Here is a 17,366-nt window from a genome sequence, read left to right on the forward strand (position 1 = left end):
AAGAGATGGATACCGAGAACAAGACAGGATTCGGAAAGGAGGGAACGTATGCGTCCACTCATACTCGGGGTCTTCGCGGCCTTGTTTTTTGCGAGCACGTTCGTGTTGAACGAAGTGATGCAAGTCGGGGGAGGTAGCTTTGCCTATAGTGCCTCGCTCCGCTTTTTATGGATGATCCCACTGTTGATGCTCGTCGTCGCCTTACGGGGTGGACTCAAGCGGGTCATCTCGGCGCTGACGGACAATCCGCGCCCCTGGATATTGTGGGGGACGGTCGGGTTCGGGTTCTTTTACGTTCCCATCTGTCTCGCGGCCGAGGTCGCACCCCCATGGCTCATCGCAGGTACGTGGCAAGTAACGATCGTCGCCGGGGCACTGTTGTCACCATTCTTTAAGAAGGCAGAGGGTTCCCGCGAACAGATCCCGTGGCGAGGACTTCGGTTCTCGAGCTTGATCTTGATCGGGGTCGTCTTGATGCAAGTCGAGTTCTTCGAATCATTCGAGCCTCGCTTCCTTTGGCTCGGTGTCGTCCCGGTCGTGATCGCGGCTTTCGCGTATCCTCTCGGCAACCGCAAGATGATGCAACAGACGGACCTCGACGTGTTCGAACGCATCCTCGGCATGTGTCTCGGGTCGCTCCCGGTCTGGTTCTTGTTGTTCGGGTACGGGTTGACGACGGGGCGTCCCTCGTCGAGTCAGCTCGGACAGACGTTCCTCGTCGCCTTGTTGTCAGGAATTGTCGCGACCGTTTTGTTTTTCAAGGCGACGGACCTCGTCAAGCACGACATGGGGAAACTGGCGTCCGTCGAGGCGACGCAGGCGCTCGAGGTGTTGTTCGCCTTGATCGGTGAGCTCCTCTTCCTCCATGCGGTCATGCCTTCCCCGGTCGCCTTAGTAGGGATCACGCTCGTCATGATCGGTGTCGTCTTCCATAGTCGGAGCCAATTCGTCGAGCTTCCGATGGCAATCGAAAAGGAGGCATAAAAAATACCTCGCTCCTTCGAGCGAGGCATTGTCATGAACTTGTCGTCAAACTGCCTTTGACTTTGTCATAGAAGTCATCCATCATACCAGTACGGCTACCGAGCTGGCAGATGAGTTCGAGCGTTTCTTTATAGAACTTTTTGACGAGTCCTTTGTTTTTGATCCCGTCCATCGACACGAGCGTCTTGTCAAGGTTCTCTAAAATCTCTTTGATCTGTGCGTCTGAGTCCGGTTTGACGACCGTCATGTTCTCAGGGATGCTGACGACTTTCTCTTGACCTTGGTGGCGGAACGATGCGCCGAAGCCGAGGTTCTCGATGAAGAGGTGCGGCATGACCTTTTGACCGAAGAAGTGCTTGTGCCAGTCTGTCGCTTTCATCGTGTCCATATCTTGTTTGAACGTGGAAGCCGTCGAGACGTATTGTTTAAACAAATCCGTCATGAATTTCTCGATGACCGGGATTTGAAGGGCGAAGACGTTTTTCAAGAGCGCGTCGAGCTGAGCGCGCGTCAAAGTAGTTTCGTTAGACATGTCAGTTCCTCTTTTCTCTAGTACGTTATTACCATCGTATGGGATTGGCGGACGGTCGTCAATGTAAGGGGAAACATTTTTTCAGAATATTTGATGAAAAGTCATCAACTTGTGGGATAATCAAGTGAAGACATCAACAACTAGGGAGTGGTTCTTGTGAACAAATCGATGAAATGGGCGCTCGCGCTCGGTGTGACGGGTGCATTGGTGGCAACGGTCGGTGTCGTCTCGTCCCGGGGACGGACAGAGGATACGACGCAGACGATTCGTGACCGAGAACTCGGATACGAGATCATCTTGCCGTCAAAAATCGTTGCGGCGATCGAGCGCGGTGACGTCTATATCGAGAAGGCACAGGACGTCGTCGACATCGGGGACACGAAGAGCTACAGCACGTTCGATTTGTACTATAACGTCGAGGACGGGGACGACCAGCTCTTGTTCCACTTGGACTTGATCGACCGTGAGTTAACGGAAGAGGCGTTCGCGACAGAGGTCGGGTACGGCAACTATCTCGGCACGAACGACAAGACGTTCTTCTGGGTCGAACCGACAGAGGCCGTCCCGGGCGCGGAGGCGCATACGGATGAAATCGCTGAATTGATCGAGACGCTCCCTGAGTTGGAGTTCCGGACGTTATAATCTGTTAAGTGGGCTCGCTACGGCGGGCTTTTTCCTTTGTGCTACAATACAAATGAGGTGATGTATATGAATTGGACAGTAGAAGAAGTCAAACAAGCAGATGACGTGAAAACGTTAGAACAGGCGGTCAACGCGAACGATAAGGTTGACGTCAAAGTCGGTCATGAGTCGGTCGGACAGAACGACTATGCGGTATACGACGGAGAGACGCTCGTCGGGTATCTCATGCTTTTCCCGTATCTCCCGAACGAGTATGAGGTGAACGCGCTCGTCCATCCGGAATACCGGAAGCAAGGTGTCTTTACAGCACTGCTCGAAACGGCGAAACAGGATGCGAAACTGAACGGCTGTGAGGCGTTCACGTTCGTCATCGACCGGAACTCGGCATCTGGGAAGGCGGTGCTTGAGCATCTTCAAGCTGCGTATCAGTTCTCGGAATACAATCTCGTCTTGAAGAAGGCGGAGCTGTTCTTGAAGCCGGACGAGGTATCGCTCCGTGAGGCGACGGCAGACGACCGCCCGCTCATCATCGCGACGCTCAGCGAGGCGTTCGGTGACCCGGTCGATGTGACGGATAACATCTATCAGCAAATCGACACACCGGACCGCGTGACGTATATCGGCGAAGTCGACGGCAAACCGGTCGGCGTCATCCGTGCCCTCCTCTTCGGTGACGACGCGGCAAGCATTCACGCGTTTGGCGTCAAGGCAGGAGAACAAGGTAAAGGCTACGGCACGAAGATGTTGAAACAGATGGTGCAACAACTGTTCCGCATGGGCCGGACGAAAGTCGAGCTCGATGTCGAAACGGAAAACAAGGCAGCGCTCGAAATCTATAAGCGCGCAGGCTTCGCAGAAAATGGCGGCTACGAGTTTTACATGATCGAATTATGAGGTGACCTACATGGTGAAAAATCTGAAATGGCTCGGTGCGGCGTTTGAAGCATTTCTCGGGATCCCGATTCTCGGTGGTCTTTTCATCATCGGGATGGGCTATTCGCCCCTCGGATTCATGTTCGTCTATCACGTCATCGTGTTGATTCTCTCGTTCAGTCGACTGAACCGATTCTCGTACGGCGCGGCCGTCGGGATCACGGCATCAATCCTCGGGTTCATTCCAATCGTCGGGATGATGCTCCACTGGGCGGCAGCGATCACGCTCGCGATTGACGCTGCGACGACTCCGCGACGGGTGACGCGCGTCGAACGTGACGATGAAGCATTTTGATGAAACGTACTCCTTTACGGGGTACGTTTTTTCATTGACCAAACGTTCAACTGAAAACGCTATACATTCATTGGAAATCGGACGATATAGGGAGTGATGAACACAATGAGGAGGAACAACACAGTGAAAGTATTTAAAAACTTTACGACGCAACTGCTCGCGTGGATCTTGGTCACGTCCTTTATCACGGGCGGAGCGGTCGGCTACATCACACTATTGCTTTTGACAGAACTCGAGATGGAACAAGGACAGGTCATGCTCGTCGGTACGGTCGTGGCATTACTTATCTCGTCACTCGGCGGGATCGTCATTTACTTGATCGCCCGTCGTCCACTGAAAGCGGTCGAGATGGCTTCAGAAAAAGCTGTCGAAGTCGGGAACGGTGATTTGACGGTTCACTTCGCGGACGAGAAGACGTCAGACCGTTCGGAGATGGGACGTTTGCTCTTGTCGATGGACAACATGGTCGAACACCTTCGGGAACAAGGGATGAACATGCGTTACACGGCGGACCAGTTGACTGGTTCGGCACAGGAAATTGCAGCTTCAGTCCAAGAAGGAAACGTGGCGGGCGAAAGTATTCGTGTCGCGATGGATTCCCTCAACAAGATGTTAGAAGACAACGTCAGTGCGACGTACAACTCGATGGACTTGCTTGGAGCGGTCGCGCGGACGATGGAGAGCATCCGTCAAGAGATGTCATCGGCGCTTGATTCGGCAAGCGAGATGCAACAGGAAGCGGAGAGCGGGAAAGGCCTCGCGTCGTCTTCCGTTAACGCGATGCATGCGATTGCTGGGAAAGTCGAACAGTCATCGACGCTTAACAGCCAGTTGACGGAAATGACAGGCGAGATCTCACGCATCACGGATGTCATCAGTGACATCTCGGCACAGACGAACTTGCTTGCCTTGAACGCGTCGATTGAAGCGGCACGTGCCGGAGAGCATGGACGTGGATTCGCTGTCGTTGCGGCAGAAGTGAAGAAGCTCGCGGAACAAACAGCGAACTCGACACAGGAAATCACGGATCTCATCGTGGATGTGAAGCGTCTCGTTGGCGATACATCGTCTTCGATGGCCAACGTCAAAGCAGAAGTGGAGACAGGTGTCGGCTTGGTTGAAAAAGCAGGTGGTGCGTTCGCATCAATTCACAATTCAGCGAATGAAGTGTATAGCCATGTCCATTCAGTCGACTCATTGCTTGATGAATCACGCGGTCAAATCGATTCGGTCGTGACAAACTCGGCAGGCATCGTCGGAATGGTCGAAGAAGCATCACGTTATGCGAATGAAGTGACATCAGCGGCGAGCCAGCAAGCGGCAAGTCTTGGAGAAGTGAACGGAGCGATGACAGAGCTCGTTCGCGTCGCAGAGAGTTTGCAGAATGAGACGGAACAGATGAAGGTGGAAGTGTAAGAGGTGAGAGGAGAAGAGACGTCCCAGTGATGGGGCGTTTTTTCTGTTCAAAAGTAGAAATCTACAGGTTTTGAATAGAAAGTTGAAAAAAAGACTAAACAGATACGGGATGACTCCGATATAGAGTATGGAAACGATAAAACGTTCCAAAAAATGCAAGGTGAGGGGCCGGCCTAAACCTTGCATGCTCGGACAAATGGATTTGGAAGAGCGGAAAAACTTTTAACCTATGGAGGGAAATTACAATGATTATTAACCACAACTTAAACTCAATGAACGCACACCGTAACATGTCGTTCAACACAACGCAAACTGGTAAGGCAATGGAGAAGTTATCTTCAGGTCTTCGCATCAACCGTGCGGGTGACGATGCGGCTGGTCTTGCAATCTCTGAAAAAATGCGTGGGCAAATTCGTGGTCTTGATCAAGCATCGCGTAACTCACAAGACGGTATCTCATTGATTCAAACTGCTGAAGGTGCGTTGAATGAAACACACTCAATTCTTCAACGTATGCGTGAACTCGCTGTTCAATCTTCAAACGATACCAATACTGCAACAGACCGTAAAGAAATCCAAAAAGAAGTAAATCAATTGACTTCAGAAATCGATAGAATTGCAAATACAACTGAGTTTAACACTCAAAAATTGTTAGATGGATCAAAAGTGGGACTTAAAGATAAAGTGGATGGTTCGGTCACGGTTCAAAATAATAGTAGCATTGCATCTGTTACTGCAACTGCTGCAGCCACTGATGACTTGACTTCATCAGGTACTATTACGATCACACGTACGAACTCTTCTGCAACAGCGGTTGCTGGTGATTTCACAATTGGTGATCCTAGTAACAGTGGTGTTGCACTAACATCTTCAGGAGCTGGAGTAATTGATGGATTGGATGCTTCATTTGGCTCTGCAATAACTTTGACAGATTTAGCTTCAATGAAAGTTGGAGAAAGCGTTACAATTAGTATTGGAAAAATGGAAGCTGCATCAAATGATGTGACTAAAGCTATTTCGACTCAGATTGGAGCTAACTCAGGTCAAAATATTCTTATCGGTATTGATAGCATGAAATCTGATGACTTAGGATTAAGTACTGGTGGCGTTGCTGTTGATATTACTTCTGCAACTAAAGCAACGGCTGCTATTACAACTATTAACACAGCACTTGAGAAAGTTTCGGGAGAACGTTCAAAATTAGGTTCTATTCAAAACCGACTTGAACATACAATCAATAACTTGAACGTTGGAGCTGAAAACCTTCAAGCTGCTGAATCACGCATCCGTGACGTAGACATGGCCAAAGAGATGATGAACTTCACGAAGAACAACATCCTTAACCAAGCTGCACAGGCTATGATGGCGCAATCGAATCAGCAACCGCAAGCGGTTCTTCAATTGCTTCGTTAATCGGCTTTATAACAAACTTTTTGACACCCGTGTCCTCGAAAGAGACACGGGTGTTTTTTAACTTACATACACAACTTGCTCTTCTCTTAATCGATTTTTCTTAATATCCTGCCACTTGTATACAACAGACCAATAGCTACGTCCTAGTGCATCTGCAATTTCTTGATCTGAAATTCCTTTAAATTTTGAAGTCACAATCAGTTCGATGTCTTCCTCCGAATAATCGTTTTTAGGTTTCGATGTGATGACAATCATATCTGGATTCGCTTCTTTCTCCAACTGCAAGCGATATTCCCAATCTAGCTTCCATGCCATAGAAGGTATTTTCTCACTGTATGAAGCAGTAAAGTCTAAGAATTTTAGAGCATTTTCCGTCTTTTGAATACGGAGAATGAAATTGTGACCATCATTTCTTCGGCTTAACACAAAATGATGTCCAAATGTTTTTTCGATGAATTGACTTAAGTAATTTAATTCAGAAGGATGAAATGCTTGTAAATATAGTGCGATGTGAGGAGTTAAAATCATTTGTTGTTTTTTTGAACGGGTCGAGCGCGTGACACACAGGCTGCCGTCATCTAAATAGAGGGCTAGTAAAAAAACTGGATCCGTACATTCTTCAAGTAAATGAAGGGGGATGCTTTTTTTACCTCCGATATAAAGTTCTGCTCGAAGCCAGGTGAACAATTCGTCAAAACGTGAGGTGAGAGAAGCGCTCGTCCCGTTGTTATTTTTGATGATACTTGAAAAGATTCGTGGAGCGCTATTTAATTTCCATTCACGATATTCGAGTTGCTTGATCGAAAAATGTTCTCCATATCTTAAATTCGCGTTTGGATATTTCTTTTTAGAAGTTCCGATGTGTCCATCTCCCAATAAAGTCCCCATTAATAAACTCTTCTCAAAAGTCGTCAATTCTGCCCATTTCATCACTTTTTATCCTCTCTTAAGGGAATGTATGTTCTTATATTGAATACCCAATTTAAATAATCGAATTTCAATTCAAAAGAAAATAATTATGAACAATCATTGAACAAGTTTCCATTGAACTTCTTTCCTGACTTGCCGATATTAAGAAAGAGAAGAACAAATAAGGAGTAGAAACGTATGAACCCGACCATTTCAGAAGTCCGGCTTCACCTACCTTCTTCCGTCTTGCCGTATGAACAAACGAAAAACGTGTTCGTTGAAGCGAATCAAACAAAGCTCGCCGACGAAGGCATCGTCATTCTTCCGACGCCTCAACACGTCACCAAGTTAGAGGCGGCCGTCGAGAAGGCGAATCAAGTGCTCGAACAACAACGTACGGGCTTGAAATTTATGAAACATGAAAAATTGAACGACTATTATATTCAAATCGTGGATACGAACAACGAAGTCATCCGCGAAATCCCAAGCAAGAAATCACTCGATTTCTTTGCGGCATTCATGGAGTTCAATCAACTCTTCGATGAACGGGTATAAAGGAGGATTCTCATGACCACACCGATCCGATTTGGCGGACTCGCCAGTGGAATCGATACAGATACGATTATTAAACAATTGATGCAGGCCGAGCGTGCGCCGGTCGATAAACTCGAGCAGAAGAAACAAACGACGGAATGGAAACGCGATGCGTATCGCGAAATCAACCGCTCCCTCATGACCCTACGGAACAGTGCGGTCGACTTGATGTTCAGCCGAAACTTCTATGCGAAGACGTCGAGTTCATCGGATGAGTCAAAAATCAGCGTGACTGCCGGACCATCAAGTGGAAATAGTGCGGTTCGGATTGACTCGGTAACACAGTTGGCCAGCTCGGCGACGACTATTTTAGATGCTGTCAATCGCAATGGGCAGAAGTTGACGAGTACGACAAAGTTATCAGACATGAATGGATTTGTTGCTGGTCAGAAGCGCGTCATTCAAGAGACGGCTGGAACCGAGTTAACGATTCCGAAAGATTTGGACTTTTCGACAGTCGTCTTAAAAGATGCGGCAGGAAACGTTTTAGATTCTACGAACTTTGCGTATGACACAGCGACTGGTAAAGTCACTGCCACCAATACAACAAACTATCCTGGTGGAATCATTCCAAAAGATGTTTCTGCTTCGTTCGCCTCTGGGACTGGTTTTGAAATTCAGTACAAATCTAGTACAACCGGGACGTATCAAAAGATAGAATTAGGTGCGGACGCGACGGTACAAGATTTAATGAGCAAGTTAAATAGTAAAGAGACAGGACTCTCTGCTTTCTTTGAATCGTCTACCGGAAAAATTTCCTTGTCGACGAAAGAGACTGGAGTAACTTCTACTATTCAGTTTGATACCAACTTCAAATCTGCCTTTAGTATGGGGACCGTTGTTCCGACAGGACAAAATGCGAAGTTCAAAGTGAATGGGATTGAAGTCGAACGTACTTCGAACACGACGACGATTGACAACATGACATTGACATTAAAATCGTCATTCCTTGAAACGGAAGGTCCAGTCACTCTCTCCGCTGCCACTGACACCAAAAAAATCTTTGACAACATCAAAGGATTCGTCGATAAATACAATGAGACGATTGATCTCATGAACAAGAAGACACGCGAAGAACGATTCCGTTCGTTCGCACCGCTCACACAGGCACAGCGCGATGAGTTGTCTGAAGACGAAATTAAGAAGTGGGAAGAGAAAGCGATGAGCGGGATGCTCCGTGGGGACACGATCCTTCGCGGAACGATGGACACGCTCCGTAGCAAATGGTCAGGCGCGACATCGAGCACGAATGACCTAGACATGTCTCGTTTATTCCAGATTGGTCTTTCGACCGGATCTGACTTCACGAACGGCGGAAAGATTGAGCTGAATGAAGAGAAGTTAAAAGCCACCATCGAGAAAGACCCTGAACAAGTGTATAAACTGTTCACGGATGAAAGTACAGGACTCCTCCCACAAATCCGTGATACGGCGAAGGACTCACGTGAGACAATCACACGAATCGCCGGTGCCGACGGGGCGGGGGCTCCGACGTATTCAATGGGTCGCGAAATGACGCAGATGGATACTCGAATCAAAAGACTCAACGATTTACTCATCGATAAAGAAAATGCCTACTACCGTCGCTTCGCGGCGATGGAAACGGCGATGAACCAGGCGAACTCACAAGCCGCTTCACTTCAACAGTTTTTAGGCGGAGGCATGTAAGAGGAGGAATTTAAATGGTAGCCAATCCATACGCAGCTTATCAAAACAATGCGGTCACGACCGCGAACCCACAGGAACTGACGCTTATGCTCTATGACGGGGCGCTCAAGTTCATGCGCCTCGCCAAGCTTGCAATCGACCAGGGTAACCCTGATTTAAAAAACATCAATATCCAAAAGACGCAAGCCATCTTCCAAGAGCTTCGTCTTACACTGAATAAAGACATCGCCATCTCGGCGAACTTGGACTCGCTCTACGAGTACATGTGGCGCCGTCTCGTCGATGCGAACGTCAAGAACGACACGACGATCCTCGATGAGGTACTCGATTTCACAACGGAACTCCGCGACACGTGGAAGGAAGCGATGAAACTCGCGAAACAGTCATGATGCCGATTGATGAGATCATTTTAAAGACGCAACGCCTGAAAGAGTTGCTGGCGCAAGTCCCAGAAGAGCCGACGTACGACACGTGGATGGAACAAATACACGAGCTCTTGGACGACCGCGAACAGTTGCTCGCGGCGCACGGTCCTGATTTGGAGAAAGCCGATCAGACGGTTCTCAGGCAGCTCGTCGACGACAGTCAAAAAATTGCGCGTCTCATTGAGGCCGAACACCTGCGTCTCGGAATGACGCTCGGGACGGCCCGAATGGAACGGAAGACGGTCAAATCGTACGTCGACCCGTATGAAGACGTTGATTCCAACTTTTCTGGTCTATACGACCAACAGACGTAAAAAGCTCGAGGGCATATGCCTTCGAGCTTTGTTGTGTTAAGAGGTTTTCACTTGACGACGCATGCGAATGATGAAATAGGAAACGGTAAACAAGATCAACCCACTTACCGTGAAGTTTAAATAGAGACAGACGGCATCTTGAAGTGACGTCACTGGCGTAGACCCACCGAACCATAGGAGTGGTAGGATTGTCACGTGCATGACGCACCAATGAATGAAAATCTGCTTTTTGAACGACCATTGTCGGACTTCATAAATGACGCTCGTGAGCCCGAGAAAGAAAGCGACTCCGGCGTAGACGAGCATGGCGTGTACAGCGCCTATATTTCCTGACCATCCTTGGTAGAGCGCGAGGATTGCGAACGGTAGCGACCATAAGAGACTTCGTACGAACCCTTTCTTCACTAATTGCATATGTACCATCCCTTCATTGAATCGTTGTGCATATATACGGATATCACGCAAAAAGGTTTCGGATAAAAAGCGAAGATGAAATCACGTCTGTTTTCCGCTATAATCGGGTAAACATCATTGTAGCCGTTGCTTCTTTTCTGGAAAGAGGAGGGAAACGAGATGCGTGAGAAAGAATCCAAACCGGTATCGTCACGGAAACGCCGTTATTTCGTCTATGGTCCAGAGGGAGCGTACGATGAGTATGTGGAACGGGACCCGAAACTCGAGGCATATGTCGAGGACGATACGCCGCTTGAAGATCGTCCGGACCCATACGAAGAAGAAGAGCTGAAATCAAGAGGATAGTGTATATGTCAAGGTCCGATTGTGGACCTTGACTTTTATTTTGCCTGGAACTTTTTCTTGTCACGATATGGATTGCCAATTCGTTATATTCGTCTTAACCACATTACTTTGATTATGAAAAGGGAGAGATGAAGATGAAACGGTTTGGCTTACTAGTGGCGGTACCGCTAGCACTACTCGTCGGATGCGGGGAAGCAGATGAACTGAAGACGACGGCGACGGATACGGAAGAAGTGGCAGAGGCAGAAGCGAGTGCGACGGACGAGACGACTGCTGAAGAGACGGACATCCAAGAAAGTGAACTTGGAACGAACAAGATTTATTTGAAGAATAAGGCAGTCACGATCACGGAGACGATGGGACCGATTCAGTTCGCAATCGACAAAGTGCAGACGTCACGTCTCACGGTCGCGGAAGCATATAGCGATTCATTCGATGGACAAGAAGAGGTGACCGTCGTCGCGATGAACATGATTGTCGAGAACACGGTCGACGAGACAATGAGTTTCCATCCGAACCAGGCGACGCTCGTGACGAACACGGGGGAGCAGGTGTCTTCGGACTTATGGTTCTCAGATGACGTCGGTGGCGAATTTATGGGGAAAGTGAAGAAAGAAGGAAACGTGCTCTTCTTCGTGAAGGCGAAGCCGGAAGAACTGACGGACTTAAAAGTCGTCATCGACGGACCGTTTAACGAAAACTTCGACAAAGTGGCGGAAGATCGTTACGAATATACAATCAACGTGATGAAATAAGATGAGGCGTGCCGAACGAGTGTCGGCACGTTTTTTGTATGGTCACTGGAAAATAAGACGAAATACAACGAACGGACCCCTTTCTCTATGGGTCCGCTCCATGATTAAACAGAGAGTTCGCTAGGTGGCTTCATATAAAAGAACAACCACCAAAATGCACTAATAAACATCACGCGCTGCAATAATCCCATGATTTCAGGAATACCGAACATCGCAATGGGGATGACGATCGCCACGGTGGTCATGATGAGGGCGACCCACCGTTGGGCACCACGACGAGACATCATGGTGTGTCCCGCTGCCAGCAATGTAAACCCAATACCGGTCGTCGTCGCAAAGATGGAGTGCCATGTATCTTGCCAGACGATTGTCGTGATTCCATCTACAAGTGGGGCGTGACGGAATAATCCTGTGAAACAGAGACTTATCCCAAACACACCACCCCATACTCGGTGGTACCAGATTTTCGTTCGCCAAGTGACCAAAATGGCCGTGAAGCCTAAAAGGACAAAAGTGATATTCATCACCCATGCAAAGGGGGCACCTTGTGATCCTAAGTGACTCGTCGTATGACGAACGATTTTATAACCGTCAAAACTGATCAGCGGAAGAAGGGATGTGACGAGAAGGAACGTCACGAACACGAAGATGCGCATCTCATTTCCGCTGATGCGGTAGCGGGATCGATAAGACATCCCAATCGCTACCGGCAAATAGTTTCGATAGGTAAACAATCTGACCGACGTGATAGCCGTAATGCGACACTTGTCGCTCAATTGCATCAATCACGGAGTGGGCTTCCCCGCGAATCATGACGTCTTTTCCTAAGTCTTCTGGTGTGAGAGCGGCCAAGACGTCGTCTAACAGTTGCCAACGCTCGTCCCACACCTGCATCAGTTCATCCCGGGACAGCTGTTGGTCCTCGAACTCGGCGTCGCGATTCCGGTCCGGCTTCTCGCCGTCCGTCGTCAAGAAGTCGGTCCAGCGCGATTTCATATTGTTCGCCATGTGCTGGATGATGAGGGTGAGGGAGAGCGTATCGGGCGCAAGCGTCTTATGCAGGTCCTCGTCACTCACTTGGACGAGTGCGCGCTCGGCGAGTTGTTTCTGGCTTTTGAAGGTGGCGCGTACAGTATCGAGATATTGCGTTTCAAACATAAGAAATCCTCCTTTAGTATGTAAGCTATTTGTTTATACCCCATCATCGACCCCTTCAATGATGACATCATAAAAAGCGTAGGATTCAATATCCTACGCTTTCGTTTACGCATGTTCCAACCGAAAATCTTCCCAATGCGTCCGTGCCTGATTCCGAATCCGCTCCGATACTTCCTTACTGCTGAGGAGAATCCCGTACCAGCGACGCGCATCTTCGTAATAGTCGAGCGCAGCCGAGAGGTCGGCAATCCGTAGCATGAGCTGGTCATACGGCAGCCCGGTCCGGATCGGGTCCGTATACGCCTCTTGCACCTCGTTGTATTTATCGAGCGTGCGCTGCATCCATTCCTTCTCAGACGCCGTATCCCCCATCAATCGATACATCCAGACGATCCGCATCCCGAGCATGGCGACGACGGACGGTTTTTGTCCGCTCAACTGGGCCGTCATGACCGCAAACTTATAAAGGAGGATGACATGCTCATGTGTTCGGTCACCTTTCAGCACATCCGGGTTCACTTGGTTGAAGTAATGCGTCTCGAGTGCTTCCCGGTTATGCTTCCGCACCTTGTCGAACGAGTCATGGAAGACGAGGTGGCAGTGACCGCAGACGGTCGGCTCATACAAATACGGGTTCGGTCCGTCATACGTCGTATAGCCGTCCTTTTCGACCTCGAGCGGGCGGATGTGACGTGACAACACACGCTGGGTCTTGCTTTCCTGTAAACAATACGGACATTTAACTTTCTTCAAAAACAAATGTTCTGCCATCTCGACACCTCACACATAGACGTTGACGAGCAATCCGCGAATCTCACCGACCTGGTCGAGGAGGGAGAGGCGAGAGGCTTCCCCTGAGATGACCTGGTCCGTCAGCGCAAGGAGCTTCTGGTCGACTTGTTCGACGACCTTGTAGATCTTCGCACGTCCCCGACGGTTGAATCCGCGCTTGTCCTCGAGGCGGAGTGCCGCGTCAACGGCCTCTTTCATAAAGTCTTTGATCATTTTCTTATAATCGGCGAGCGCCTCGACCGTCTGGCTCTCGGCGAGTAGCTCTCCTTGTTCCTGAATTGCGGCGATTTGGCGATGGAACCGCTCGTGTTCGCGGTCTTCACGCTTTTGACCGATGACGTTTTGGAAGGAGACGCCGGGTTCGACTTCGGGGCGTTTTGCCTTACTTGAGCCGAGGAGCGATTGCGTCTCCATGATGCGACGAATGTCCATACGGGCAACCGTCCTTTCTTTAGGTTAGTTCAATAATTGTAACACGCCTTGCGGCAATGCGTTCGACTGCGCAATCATCGCCATGCCGGACTGATTCAAGATATTGAGTCGGGCGAAGTCCATCATTTCACGGGCCATGTCGGCATCACGGATTCGTGACTCGGACGCCGTCAAGTTCTCAGAACCGATGGCGACGACGCTGACGTTCGCCTCAAGCCGGTTTTGGATGGCCCCGAGCTTCGAGCGCTCGAGTGACACACGGTTGATGGCTGCATCGAACTTCGCAATCGCTTCTCCAGCTTTGTCTGGCGTCAATACGCTGAGCGAATAGTAAGTTTCAGATGCTGTCGCTTGATCATTGTCATGGTCGACAGGAGATAACGCTCCACCACCCGCTGTCGTCGTCGTGATATCGAGCGCGTGCGCGCGCATGTCTTCGACGTTCAAAATGACAGCCTCGTTATTGCCGGCTCCGATTTGGAAGAAGAGCGTGCTCGCACCCTGCATGTATTCCCCGTTCATGATCTTCTTCGAGTTGAACTCCGTCGTCTCGGCGATTCGTGTCACTTCTTCCGTCAAGGCGTTGATCTCTTCTTGAACGGCTTTCGCATCGTCCTCGCTGAGCGTCCCGTTCGCCGCTTGGACCGACAGTTCACGCATGCGCTGGAGAAGGGAATGCGTCTCGTTCAGCCCGCCTTCGAGCGTCTGGGTGAGCGAGATGCCGTCGAGCGTGTTGCGCTCGGCCATCGAGAGCGAGTCGAGACGCATCCGCATCTTCTCGGAGATGGCGAGTCCTGCCGCATCATCTGACGCCTTGTTGATGCGCACCCCGCTCGAGAGGCGGTCCATCGTCTTTTTCATCGACGCCTGGTTCAACGAGAGTGACGTATAGGCTTTTAACGCTTGGACGTTATTGGTAATTTTCATAGCGATTTCCTCCAGTCGGGACAGATTGTGTTTTCGCGCGTTCCATCGCTTCGCTCCACGTCTTGTCGAGGTCGCTTGCGAGTGTATGTAGTTCGGCGATCTTTTGTTGGTCCTGGTCGATGATTGCCTCGACGCTGGCGTTCGCCATATAGAGATAGATTTCATCAAGTTGCGCCGCGATGATGCCACCGCCGTCATGAAGTCCTTGATGGAGCTTGACTAACAGCTCGCGCGCTTGGCGTAGATGACGATTTCGTTCAGCGATTGTCGAGCCTTGGGCGCGTTCGTAATGATACGTGAGTGCGTGTAACATCGCCTGTGTCAGTTCTTCAGGCCTCATTTCATATAACTGGGTTGGGTTCATCTTGGTTCTCCTTTAATGGAATCGAGTTCTTCTATCAACAGCAACACTTCCGCCATCACGTCATACAGTTGCGGGGGGATGGCGTCCCCTAAGTCGAGGTCGAGCAGGTGTCCGAGCAAGGAATGGTCGTTCTCGACCGCCACGCCTCGGGCACGTGCCTCTTGTAGAATTTTTTCGGCGACGGCTCCCGTTCCGCGGGCGACGACGACGGGCGCTTTGTCCGTCGATTCGTCATAGCGGACGACCGCGGCCGTCTTTCGTTTCGTCAAATCCATGCGTTGGTACATCGTGGCCTCCTAAATTCTGAAGTCATAGCCGGTCGTCGGGGCCGGCTTCGGCTCATCGACGACGCGTTCGGCTTTCGTGAGCGGTTTGAACTGGGTCGTCACGCTCTTATAGCCGATCGTCTCGAGCGTCTGTTCGATCTTGCCGAGGAGCGGGCGAGCGAGTCGTTCAACCGTCGCATCGTCATGCTCGAGCGTGAGGCGGAGGTTCCGGTCTTTCGCTTCGAGCTTGACGCCGATCTCGCCGAGGCGAGGTGTTTCTAAGCGGATATAGAGGACGCTGTTCTCCCAGTCGACGACGTCACCGGCCTCGCGGTTTTGGATATGGACGTGAATCCCGGTGTCAATCTCCTGTACTTTCGCCGGAAGGGCGAAGAGGAGCTGGTGGAGCTGTCCACCATCGAGGCGGTTGAGCGTCTGTTGGACCTGAAGGAATGACGCAAGTCGCTGCGCCTCAGGGTTTGTCGTGTCGCTTCGCACCGATAATGCGGACGTCGGCGTGTTGTTCGCCTGTGCGAGCTGGGCCTGTGCCTGGACACGTTGCGTCACTTCCTGGACGTGCCGACCGGATAGTGTCGCGTCAAGTTTTAGCGGTGTGACGCTCGGGATCTCCCCGGCGCGCATCGCACCGTGAGGGATATATTCGATCCGTGCCTGGTTCGGTGCGTAGCGGAAGTCGTTCAACGTCGCCCGTACGTCTTTGACGAGTGCCGCGCTCTCTTGTGGCTTTGTCGAGAGTAACGACAAGGCGAGGTCGAGTTTCGCGGTCATGGAGACGAGTTGTTTTTCCTGTGTCACATCCGTGTGAAGGAGCGCATCCGTTTTTTGGACGAGTTGCGTCAAGCGTGTCGAAACAGTCTCGAGCGCGGGACGTGCCGCATGTGGGTTCGTTTCGATGAGTGCGGAGACCTGTCCGAGTTGTTTCGTCACCGTCGCCTGTTCGTTTCGGAACGTGTTCGTCACGTTCGCGAGATGGCTCGTCACTTCCTTGACCATCACTTGTCGTCCGTTCACCGGAGGGAGCGGCAACGGTTCGTTGCGCTCCATCTTCGGTGGGGTAGGGAAGTCTCGGATGACCCGGTCGATCGTCTCAGGCGTCGGTGTCACCCGTTCGCTCACGGGACGTGATAAGTTGACGAGTTCGACGTATCGCTCTTTTTGAGGATACGGGGCGTCTGGTGATGGTGGTGTGAGGAGTTGTCTCGCCTCAGTTAAAGAAAGGACGGCGATCTCTCGTGCGATCTCACGCGGGACGACTTGAGTGTCGAGCGTCTTTAGATGAAGGATGACGTCGCGCATGTCCCCTTTAAAAGCCGTCTCGAGGAGGCGTACCGTGTCCTCGTTCATCGGCAAACGCCCGGACTGGAGCAGACGGCTGACGGCGCTTCGGACTTCGGGTGGAAGGGAAGCGAGGAGCGTCTGGATCTTCGTGTCGAGCTTTGACGATGCAGGTGGTGCGGGTTCAAGCGTCTCTTCCTTTTGTGGAACGACGGTCGCGAGCAAGACGCCGTCCTGTTCGGCAAGCGTCACGTGGAACGGGTTCGTCTTCGGAAGCCCGTCTTTGAATGTGACCTCGACTTCTTCGCCGTTGATCTTGACGATCGCGGAGTCGGGGCCTGTCTGTTTGACGAGTTCGGCCTTATAGGTCCGGTTCGTCTGGATGCCTGGTAAGACCGAACTGACGGCGGTCGCTTGGGCTTGAATTTGCATGTTTGTCACCTCGACCATAATATCGACCTCTTTTTCAAAAAATGAAGCGAAACAAACGAAA

Annotated in this window: 23 protein-coding genes; 12 read left to right on the forward strand and 11 right to left on the reverse strand. The window is 50.5% G+C overall.

Features of this window, described 5'->3' with window-relative positions:
- The first annotated feature begins 48 nt into the window (after nt 1-48).
- Nucleotides 49-984 carry a DMT family transporter gene (locus tag ACQKD4_RS03225; protein WP_427372467.1) on the forward strand — a complete coding sequence of 312 codons (936 nt, stop codon included), beginning with the start codon at nt 49-51 and terminating at the stop codon, nt 982-984.
- Between the two features lie 31 nt (nt 985-1,015).
- On the opposite strand, the gene ACQKD4_RS03230 is transcribed toward ACQKD4_RS03225, so the two are convergent.
- Nucleotides 1,016-1,516: a hypothetical protein gene (locus tag ACQKD4_RS03230; protein ID WP_427372468.1), complete on the reverse strand. Its 501-nt coding sequence runs from the start codon at nt 1,514-1,516 to the stop codon at nt 1,016-1,018.
- Nucleotides 1,517-1,672: 156 nt separating this feature from the next.
- Here ACQKD4_RS03230 and ACQKD4_RS03235 point away from each other — a divergent pair, with 156 nt between their 5' ends.
- From ACQKD4_RS03235 to ACQKD4_RS03255, 5 genes are all read left to right on the forward strand, one after another.
- Complete coding sequence (locus ACQKD4_RS03235; RefSeq protein WP_074033732.1) at nt 1,673-2,158, forward strand: hypothetical protein; 486 nt, start codon at nt 1,673-1,675, stop codon at nt 2,156-2,158.
- 66 nt (nt 2,159-2,224) lie between these two features.
- The gene (locus tag ACQKD4_RS03240; RefSeq protein WP_427372469.1) at nt 2,225-3,052 is read left to right on the forward strand and encodes a GNAT family N-acetyltransferase; all 828 of its coding nucleotides are present in this window, start codon (nt 2,225-2,227) and stop codon (nt 3,050-3,052) included.
- 10 nt (nt 3,053-3,062) lie between these two features.
- Nucleotides 3,063-3,386, forward strand: a complete 324-nt coding sequence (locus ACQKD4_RS03245; protein ID WP_214760022.1) for a hypothetical protein — start codon at nt 3,063-3,065, stop codon at nt 3,384-3,386.
- 123 nt (nt 3,387-3,509) lie between these two features.
- Entirely contained in the window at nt 3,510-4,802 is a 1,293-nt protein-coding gene (locus ACQKD4_RS03250; protein WP_427372470.1) for a methyl-accepting chemotaxis protein, read from the forward strand.
- Nucleotides 4,803-5,047: 245 nt separating this feature from the next.
- On the forward strand, nt 5,048-6,214 hold the full coding sequence (locus ACQKD4_RS03255; protein ID WP_214820652.1) for a flagellin: 1,167 nt from the start codon (nt 5,048-5,050) through the stop codon (nt 6,212-6,214).
- Nucleotides 6,215-6,271: 57 nt separating this feature from the next.
- Here the strand turns inward: ACQKD4_RS03255 and ACQKD4_RS03260 are convergent, their stop codons facing one another.
- Entirely contained in the window at nt 6,272-7,144 is an 873-nt protein-coding gene (locus ACQKD4_RS03260) for a DNA endonuclease (RefSeq protein WP_427372471.1), read from the reverse strand.
- A gap of 177 nt (nt 7,145-7,321) precedes the next feature.
- Here ACQKD4_RS03260 and ACQKD4_RS03265 point away from each other — a divergent pair, with 177 nt between their 5' ends.
- Genes ACQKD4_RS03265 through ACQKD4_RS03280 form a run of 4 tightly spaced genes read left to right on the forward strand, consistent with a single transcriptional unit; the run spans nt 7,322 to nt 10,124 of the window.
- On the forward strand, nt 7,322-7,678 hold the full coding sequence (locus ACQKD4_RS03265; protein ID WP_427372472.1) for a flagellar protein FlaG: 357 nt from the start codon (nt 7,322-7,324) through the stop codon (nt 7,676-7,678).
- Nucleotides 7,679-7,690: 12 nt separating this feature from the next.
- Nucleotides 7,691-9,385 (forward strand): flagellar filament capping protein FliD, encoded by a 1,695-nt coding sequence (gene fliD / locus ACQKD4_RS03270; RefSeq protein ID WP_427372473.1) that lies wholly within the window; start codon nt 7,691-7,693, stop codon nt 9,383-9,385.
- A gap of 14 nt (nt 9,386-9,399) precedes the next feature.
- Complete coding sequence (gene fliS / locus ACQKD4_RS03275) at nt 9,400-9,774, forward strand: flagellar export chaperone FliS (protein ID WP_214758342.1); 375 nt, start codon at nt 9,400-9,402, stop codon at nt 9,772-9,774.
- Nucleotides 9,774-10,124, forward strand: a complete 351-nt coding sequence (locus ACQKD4_RS03280) for a flagellar protein FliT (RefSeq protein ID WP_427372474.1) — start codon at nt 9,774-9,776, stop codon at nt 10,122-10,124. Before fliS (ACQKD4_RS03275) ends, ACQKD4_RS03280 begins: the two co-directional genes overlap by 1 nt.
- A gap of 36 nt (nt 10,125-10,160) precedes the next feature.
- Here ACQKD4_RS03280 and ACQKD4_RS03285 read toward each other — a convergent pair whose 3' ends face one another.
- Entirely contained in the window at nt 10,161-10,538 is a 378-nt protein-coding gene (locus ACQKD4_RS03285; RefSeq protein WP_427372475.1) for a DUF3021 family protein, read from the reverse strand.
- Between the two features lie 159 nt (nt 10,539-10,697).
- Between ACQKD4_RS03285 and ACQKD4_RS03290 the strand changes: the two genes are divergently transcribed.
- Both ACQKD4_RS03290 and ACQKD4_RS03295 read left to right on the forward strand, forming a co-directional pair.
- Nucleotides 10,698-10,883 carry a hypothetical protein gene (locus tag ACQKD4_RS03290; RefSeq protein WP_214693614.1) on the forward strand — a complete coding sequence of 62 codons (186 nt, stop codon included), beginning with the start codon at nt 10,698-10,700 and terminating at the stop codon, nt 10,881-10,883.
- Nucleotides 10,884-11,017: 134 nt separating this feature from the next.
- A complete protein-coding gene (locus tag ACQKD4_RS03295) occupies nt 11,018-11,638 on the forward strand; it encodes a hypothetical protein (RefSeq protein ID WP_427372476.1) in 621 nt (206 codons plus the stop codon).
- A gap of 104 nt (nt 11,639-11,742) precedes the next feature.
- On the opposite strand, the gene ACQKD4_RS03300 is transcribed toward ACQKD4_RS03295, so the two are convergent.
- The 8 genes from ACQKD4_RS03300 to ACQKD4_RS03335 all read right to left on the reverse strand — a co-directional run bounded on the left by ACQKD4_RS03300 (nt 11,743) and on the right by ACQKD4_RS03335 (nt 17,323).
- The gene (locus ACQKD4_RS03300) at nt 11,743-12,333 is read right to left on the reverse strand and encodes a DUF998 domain-containing protein (RefSeq protein ID WP_427372477.1); all 591 of its coding nucleotides are present in this window, start codon (nt 12,331-12,333) and stop codon (nt 11,743-11,745) included.
- Complete coding sequence (locus tag ACQKD4_RS03305; protein ID WP_427372478.1) at nt 12,296-12,796, reverse strand: DUF1572 family protein; 501 nt, start codon at nt 12,794-12,796, stop codon at nt 12,296-12,298. Before ACQKD4_RS03305 ends, ACQKD4_RS03300 begins: the two co-directional genes overlap by 38 nt.
- Nucleotides 12,797-12,901: 105 nt before the next feature.
- Nucleotides 12,902-13,567 carry a DUF2225 domain-containing protein gene (locus ACQKD4_RS03310; RefSeq protein ID WP_224861756.1) on the reverse strand — a complete coding sequence of 222 codons (666 nt, stop codon included), beginning with the start codon at nt 13,565-13,567 and terminating at the stop codon, nt 12,902-12,904.
- A gap of 9 nt (nt 13,568-13,576) precedes the next feature.
- Nucleotides 13,577-14,020, reverse strand: a complete 444-nt coding sequence (locus ACQKD4_RS03315; RefSeq protein ID WP_214693607.1) for a YaaR family protein — start codon at nt 14,018-14,020, stop codon at nt 13,577-13,579.
- 24 nt (nt 14,021-14,044) lie between these two features.
- On the reverse strand, nt 14,045-14,947 hold the full coding sequence (locus ACQKD4_RS03320; protein ID WP_427372479.1) for a flagellin: 903 nt from the start codon (nt 14,945-14,947) through the stop codon (nt 14,045-14,047).
- Nucleotides 14,931-15,311, reverse strand: a complete 381-nt coding sequence (gene fliS / locus ACQKD4_RS03325; RefSeq protein ID WP_224861752.1) for a flagellar export chaperone FliS — start codon at nt 15,309-15,311, stop codon at nt 14,931-14,933. Before fliS (ACQKD4_RS03325) ends, ACQKD4_RS03320 begins: the two co-directional genes overlap by 17 nt.
- Nucleotides 15,308-15,598 (reverse strand): EscU/YscU/HrcU family type III secretion system export apparatus switch protein, encoded by a 291-nt coding sequence (locus ACQKD4_RS03330; RefSeq protein WP_074033686.1) that lies wholly within the window; start codon nt 15,596-15,598, stop codon nt 15,308-15,310. The genes fliS (ACQKD4_RS03325) and ACQKD4_RS03330 overlap by 4 nt, the downstream gene beginning before the upstream one ends.
- Nucleotides 15,599-15,607: 9 nt before the next feature.
- Nucleotides 15,608-17,323 carry a hypothetical protein gene (locus ACQKD4_RS03335; RefSeq protein ID WP_427372480.1) on the reverse strand — a complete coding sequence of 572 codons (1,716 nt, stop codon included), beginning with the start codon at nt 17,321-17,323 and terminating at the stop codon, nt 15,608-15,610.
- Between the last annotated feature and the right edge of the window lie 43 nt (nt 17,324-17,366).

Source organism: Exiguobacterium sp. NPDC077395 (assembly GCF_050269125.1).
Classification (GTDB): Bacteria; Bacillota; Bacilli; order Exiguobacteriales; family Exiguobacteriaceae; genus Exiguobacterium; species Exiguobacterium aestuarii_A.

Excerpts from the sequence above, each read along its gene's own strand:
- ACQKD4_RS03225 (WP_427372467.1), top strand. The coding sequence starts at position 49 with ATGCGTCCACTCATACTCGGGGTCTTCGCGGCCTTGTTTTTTGCGAGC.
- ACQKD4_RS03230 (WP_427372468.1), bottom strand. The coding sequence starts at position 1,516 with ATGTCTAACGAAACTACTTTGACGCGCGCTCAGCTCGACGCGCTCTTG.
- ACQKD4_RS03240 (WP_427372469.1), top strand. The coding sequence starts at position 2,225 with ATGAATTGGACAGTAGAAGAAGTCAAACAAGCAGATGACGTGAAAACG.
- ACQKD4_RS03245 (WP_214760022.1), top strand. The coding sequence starts at position 3,063 with ATGGTGAAAAATCTGAAATGGCTCGGTGCGGCGTTTGAAGCATTTCTC.
- ACQKD4_RS03255 (WP_214820652.1), top strand. The coding sequence starts at position 5,048 with ATGATTATTAACCACAACTTAAACTCAATGAACGCACACCGTAACATG.
- ACQKD4_RS03260 (WP_427372471.1), bottom strand. The coding sequence starts at position 7,144 with ATGAAATGGGCAGAATTGACGACTTTTGAGAAGAGTTTATTAATGGGG.
- ACQKD4_RS03265 (WP_427372472.1), top strand. The coding sequence starts at position 7,322 with ATGAACCCGACCATTTCAGAAGTCCGGCTTCACCTACCTTCTTCCGTC.
- fliD (WP_427372473.1), top strand. The coding sequence starts at position 7,691 with ATGACCACACCGATCCGATTTGGCGGACTCGCCAGTGGAATCGATACA.
- fliS (WP_214758342.1), top strand. The coding sequence starts at position 9,400 with ATGGTAGCCAATCCATACGCAGCTTATCAAAACAATGCGGTCACGACC.
- ACQKD4_RS03280 (WP_427372474.1), top strand. The coding sequence starts at position 9,774 with ATGCCGATTGATGAGATCATTTTAAAGACGCAACGCCTGAAAGAGTTG.
- ACQKD4_RS03285 (WP_427372475.1), bottom strand. The coding sequence starts at position 10,538 with ATGCAATTAGTGAAGAAAGGGTTCGTACGAAGTCTCTTATGGTCGCTA.
- ACQKD4_RS03290 (WP_214693614.1), top strand. The coding sequence starts at position 10,698 with ATGCGTGAGAAAGAATCCAAACCGGTATCGTCACGGAAACGCCGTTAT.
- ACQKD4_RS03295 (WP_427372476.1), top strand. The coding sequence starts at position 11,018 with ATGAAACGGTTTGGCTTACTAGTGGCGGTACCGCTAGCACTACTCGTC.
- ACQKD4_RS03300 (WP_427372477.1), bottom strand. The coding sequence starts at position 12,333 with ATGTCTTATCGATCCCGCTACCGCATCAGCGGAAATGAGATGCGCATC.
- ACQKD4_RS03305 (WP_427372478.1), bottom strand. The coding sequence starts at position 12,796 with ATGTTTGAAACGCAATATCTCGATACTGTACGCGCCACCTTCAAAAGC.
- ACQKD4_RS03310 (WP_224861756.1), bottom strand. The coding sequence starts at position 13,567 with ATGGCAGAACATTTGTTTTTGAAGAAAGTTAAATGTCCGTATTGTTTA.
- ACQKD4_RS03315 (WP_214693607.1), bottom strand. The coding sequence starts at position 14,020 with ATGGACATTCGTCGCATCATGGAGACGCAATCGCTCCTCGGCTCAAGT.
- ACQKD4_RS03320 (WP_427372479.1), bottom strand. The coding sequence starts at position 14,947 with ATGAAAATTACCAATAACGTCCAAGCGTTAAAAGCCTATACGTCACTC.
- fliS (WP_224861752.1), bottom strand. The coding sequence starts at position 15,311 with ATGAACCCAACCCAGTTATATGAAATGAGGCCTGAAGAACTGACACAG.
- ACQKD4_RS03330 (WP_074033686.1), bottom strand. The coding sequence starts at position 15,598 with ATGTACCAACGCATGGATTTGACGAAACGAAAGACGGCCGCGGTCGTC.
- ACQKD4_RS03335 (WP_427372480.1), bottom strand. The coding sequence starts at position 17,323 with ATGGTCGAGGTGACAAACATGCAAATTCAAGCCCAAGCGACCGCCGTC.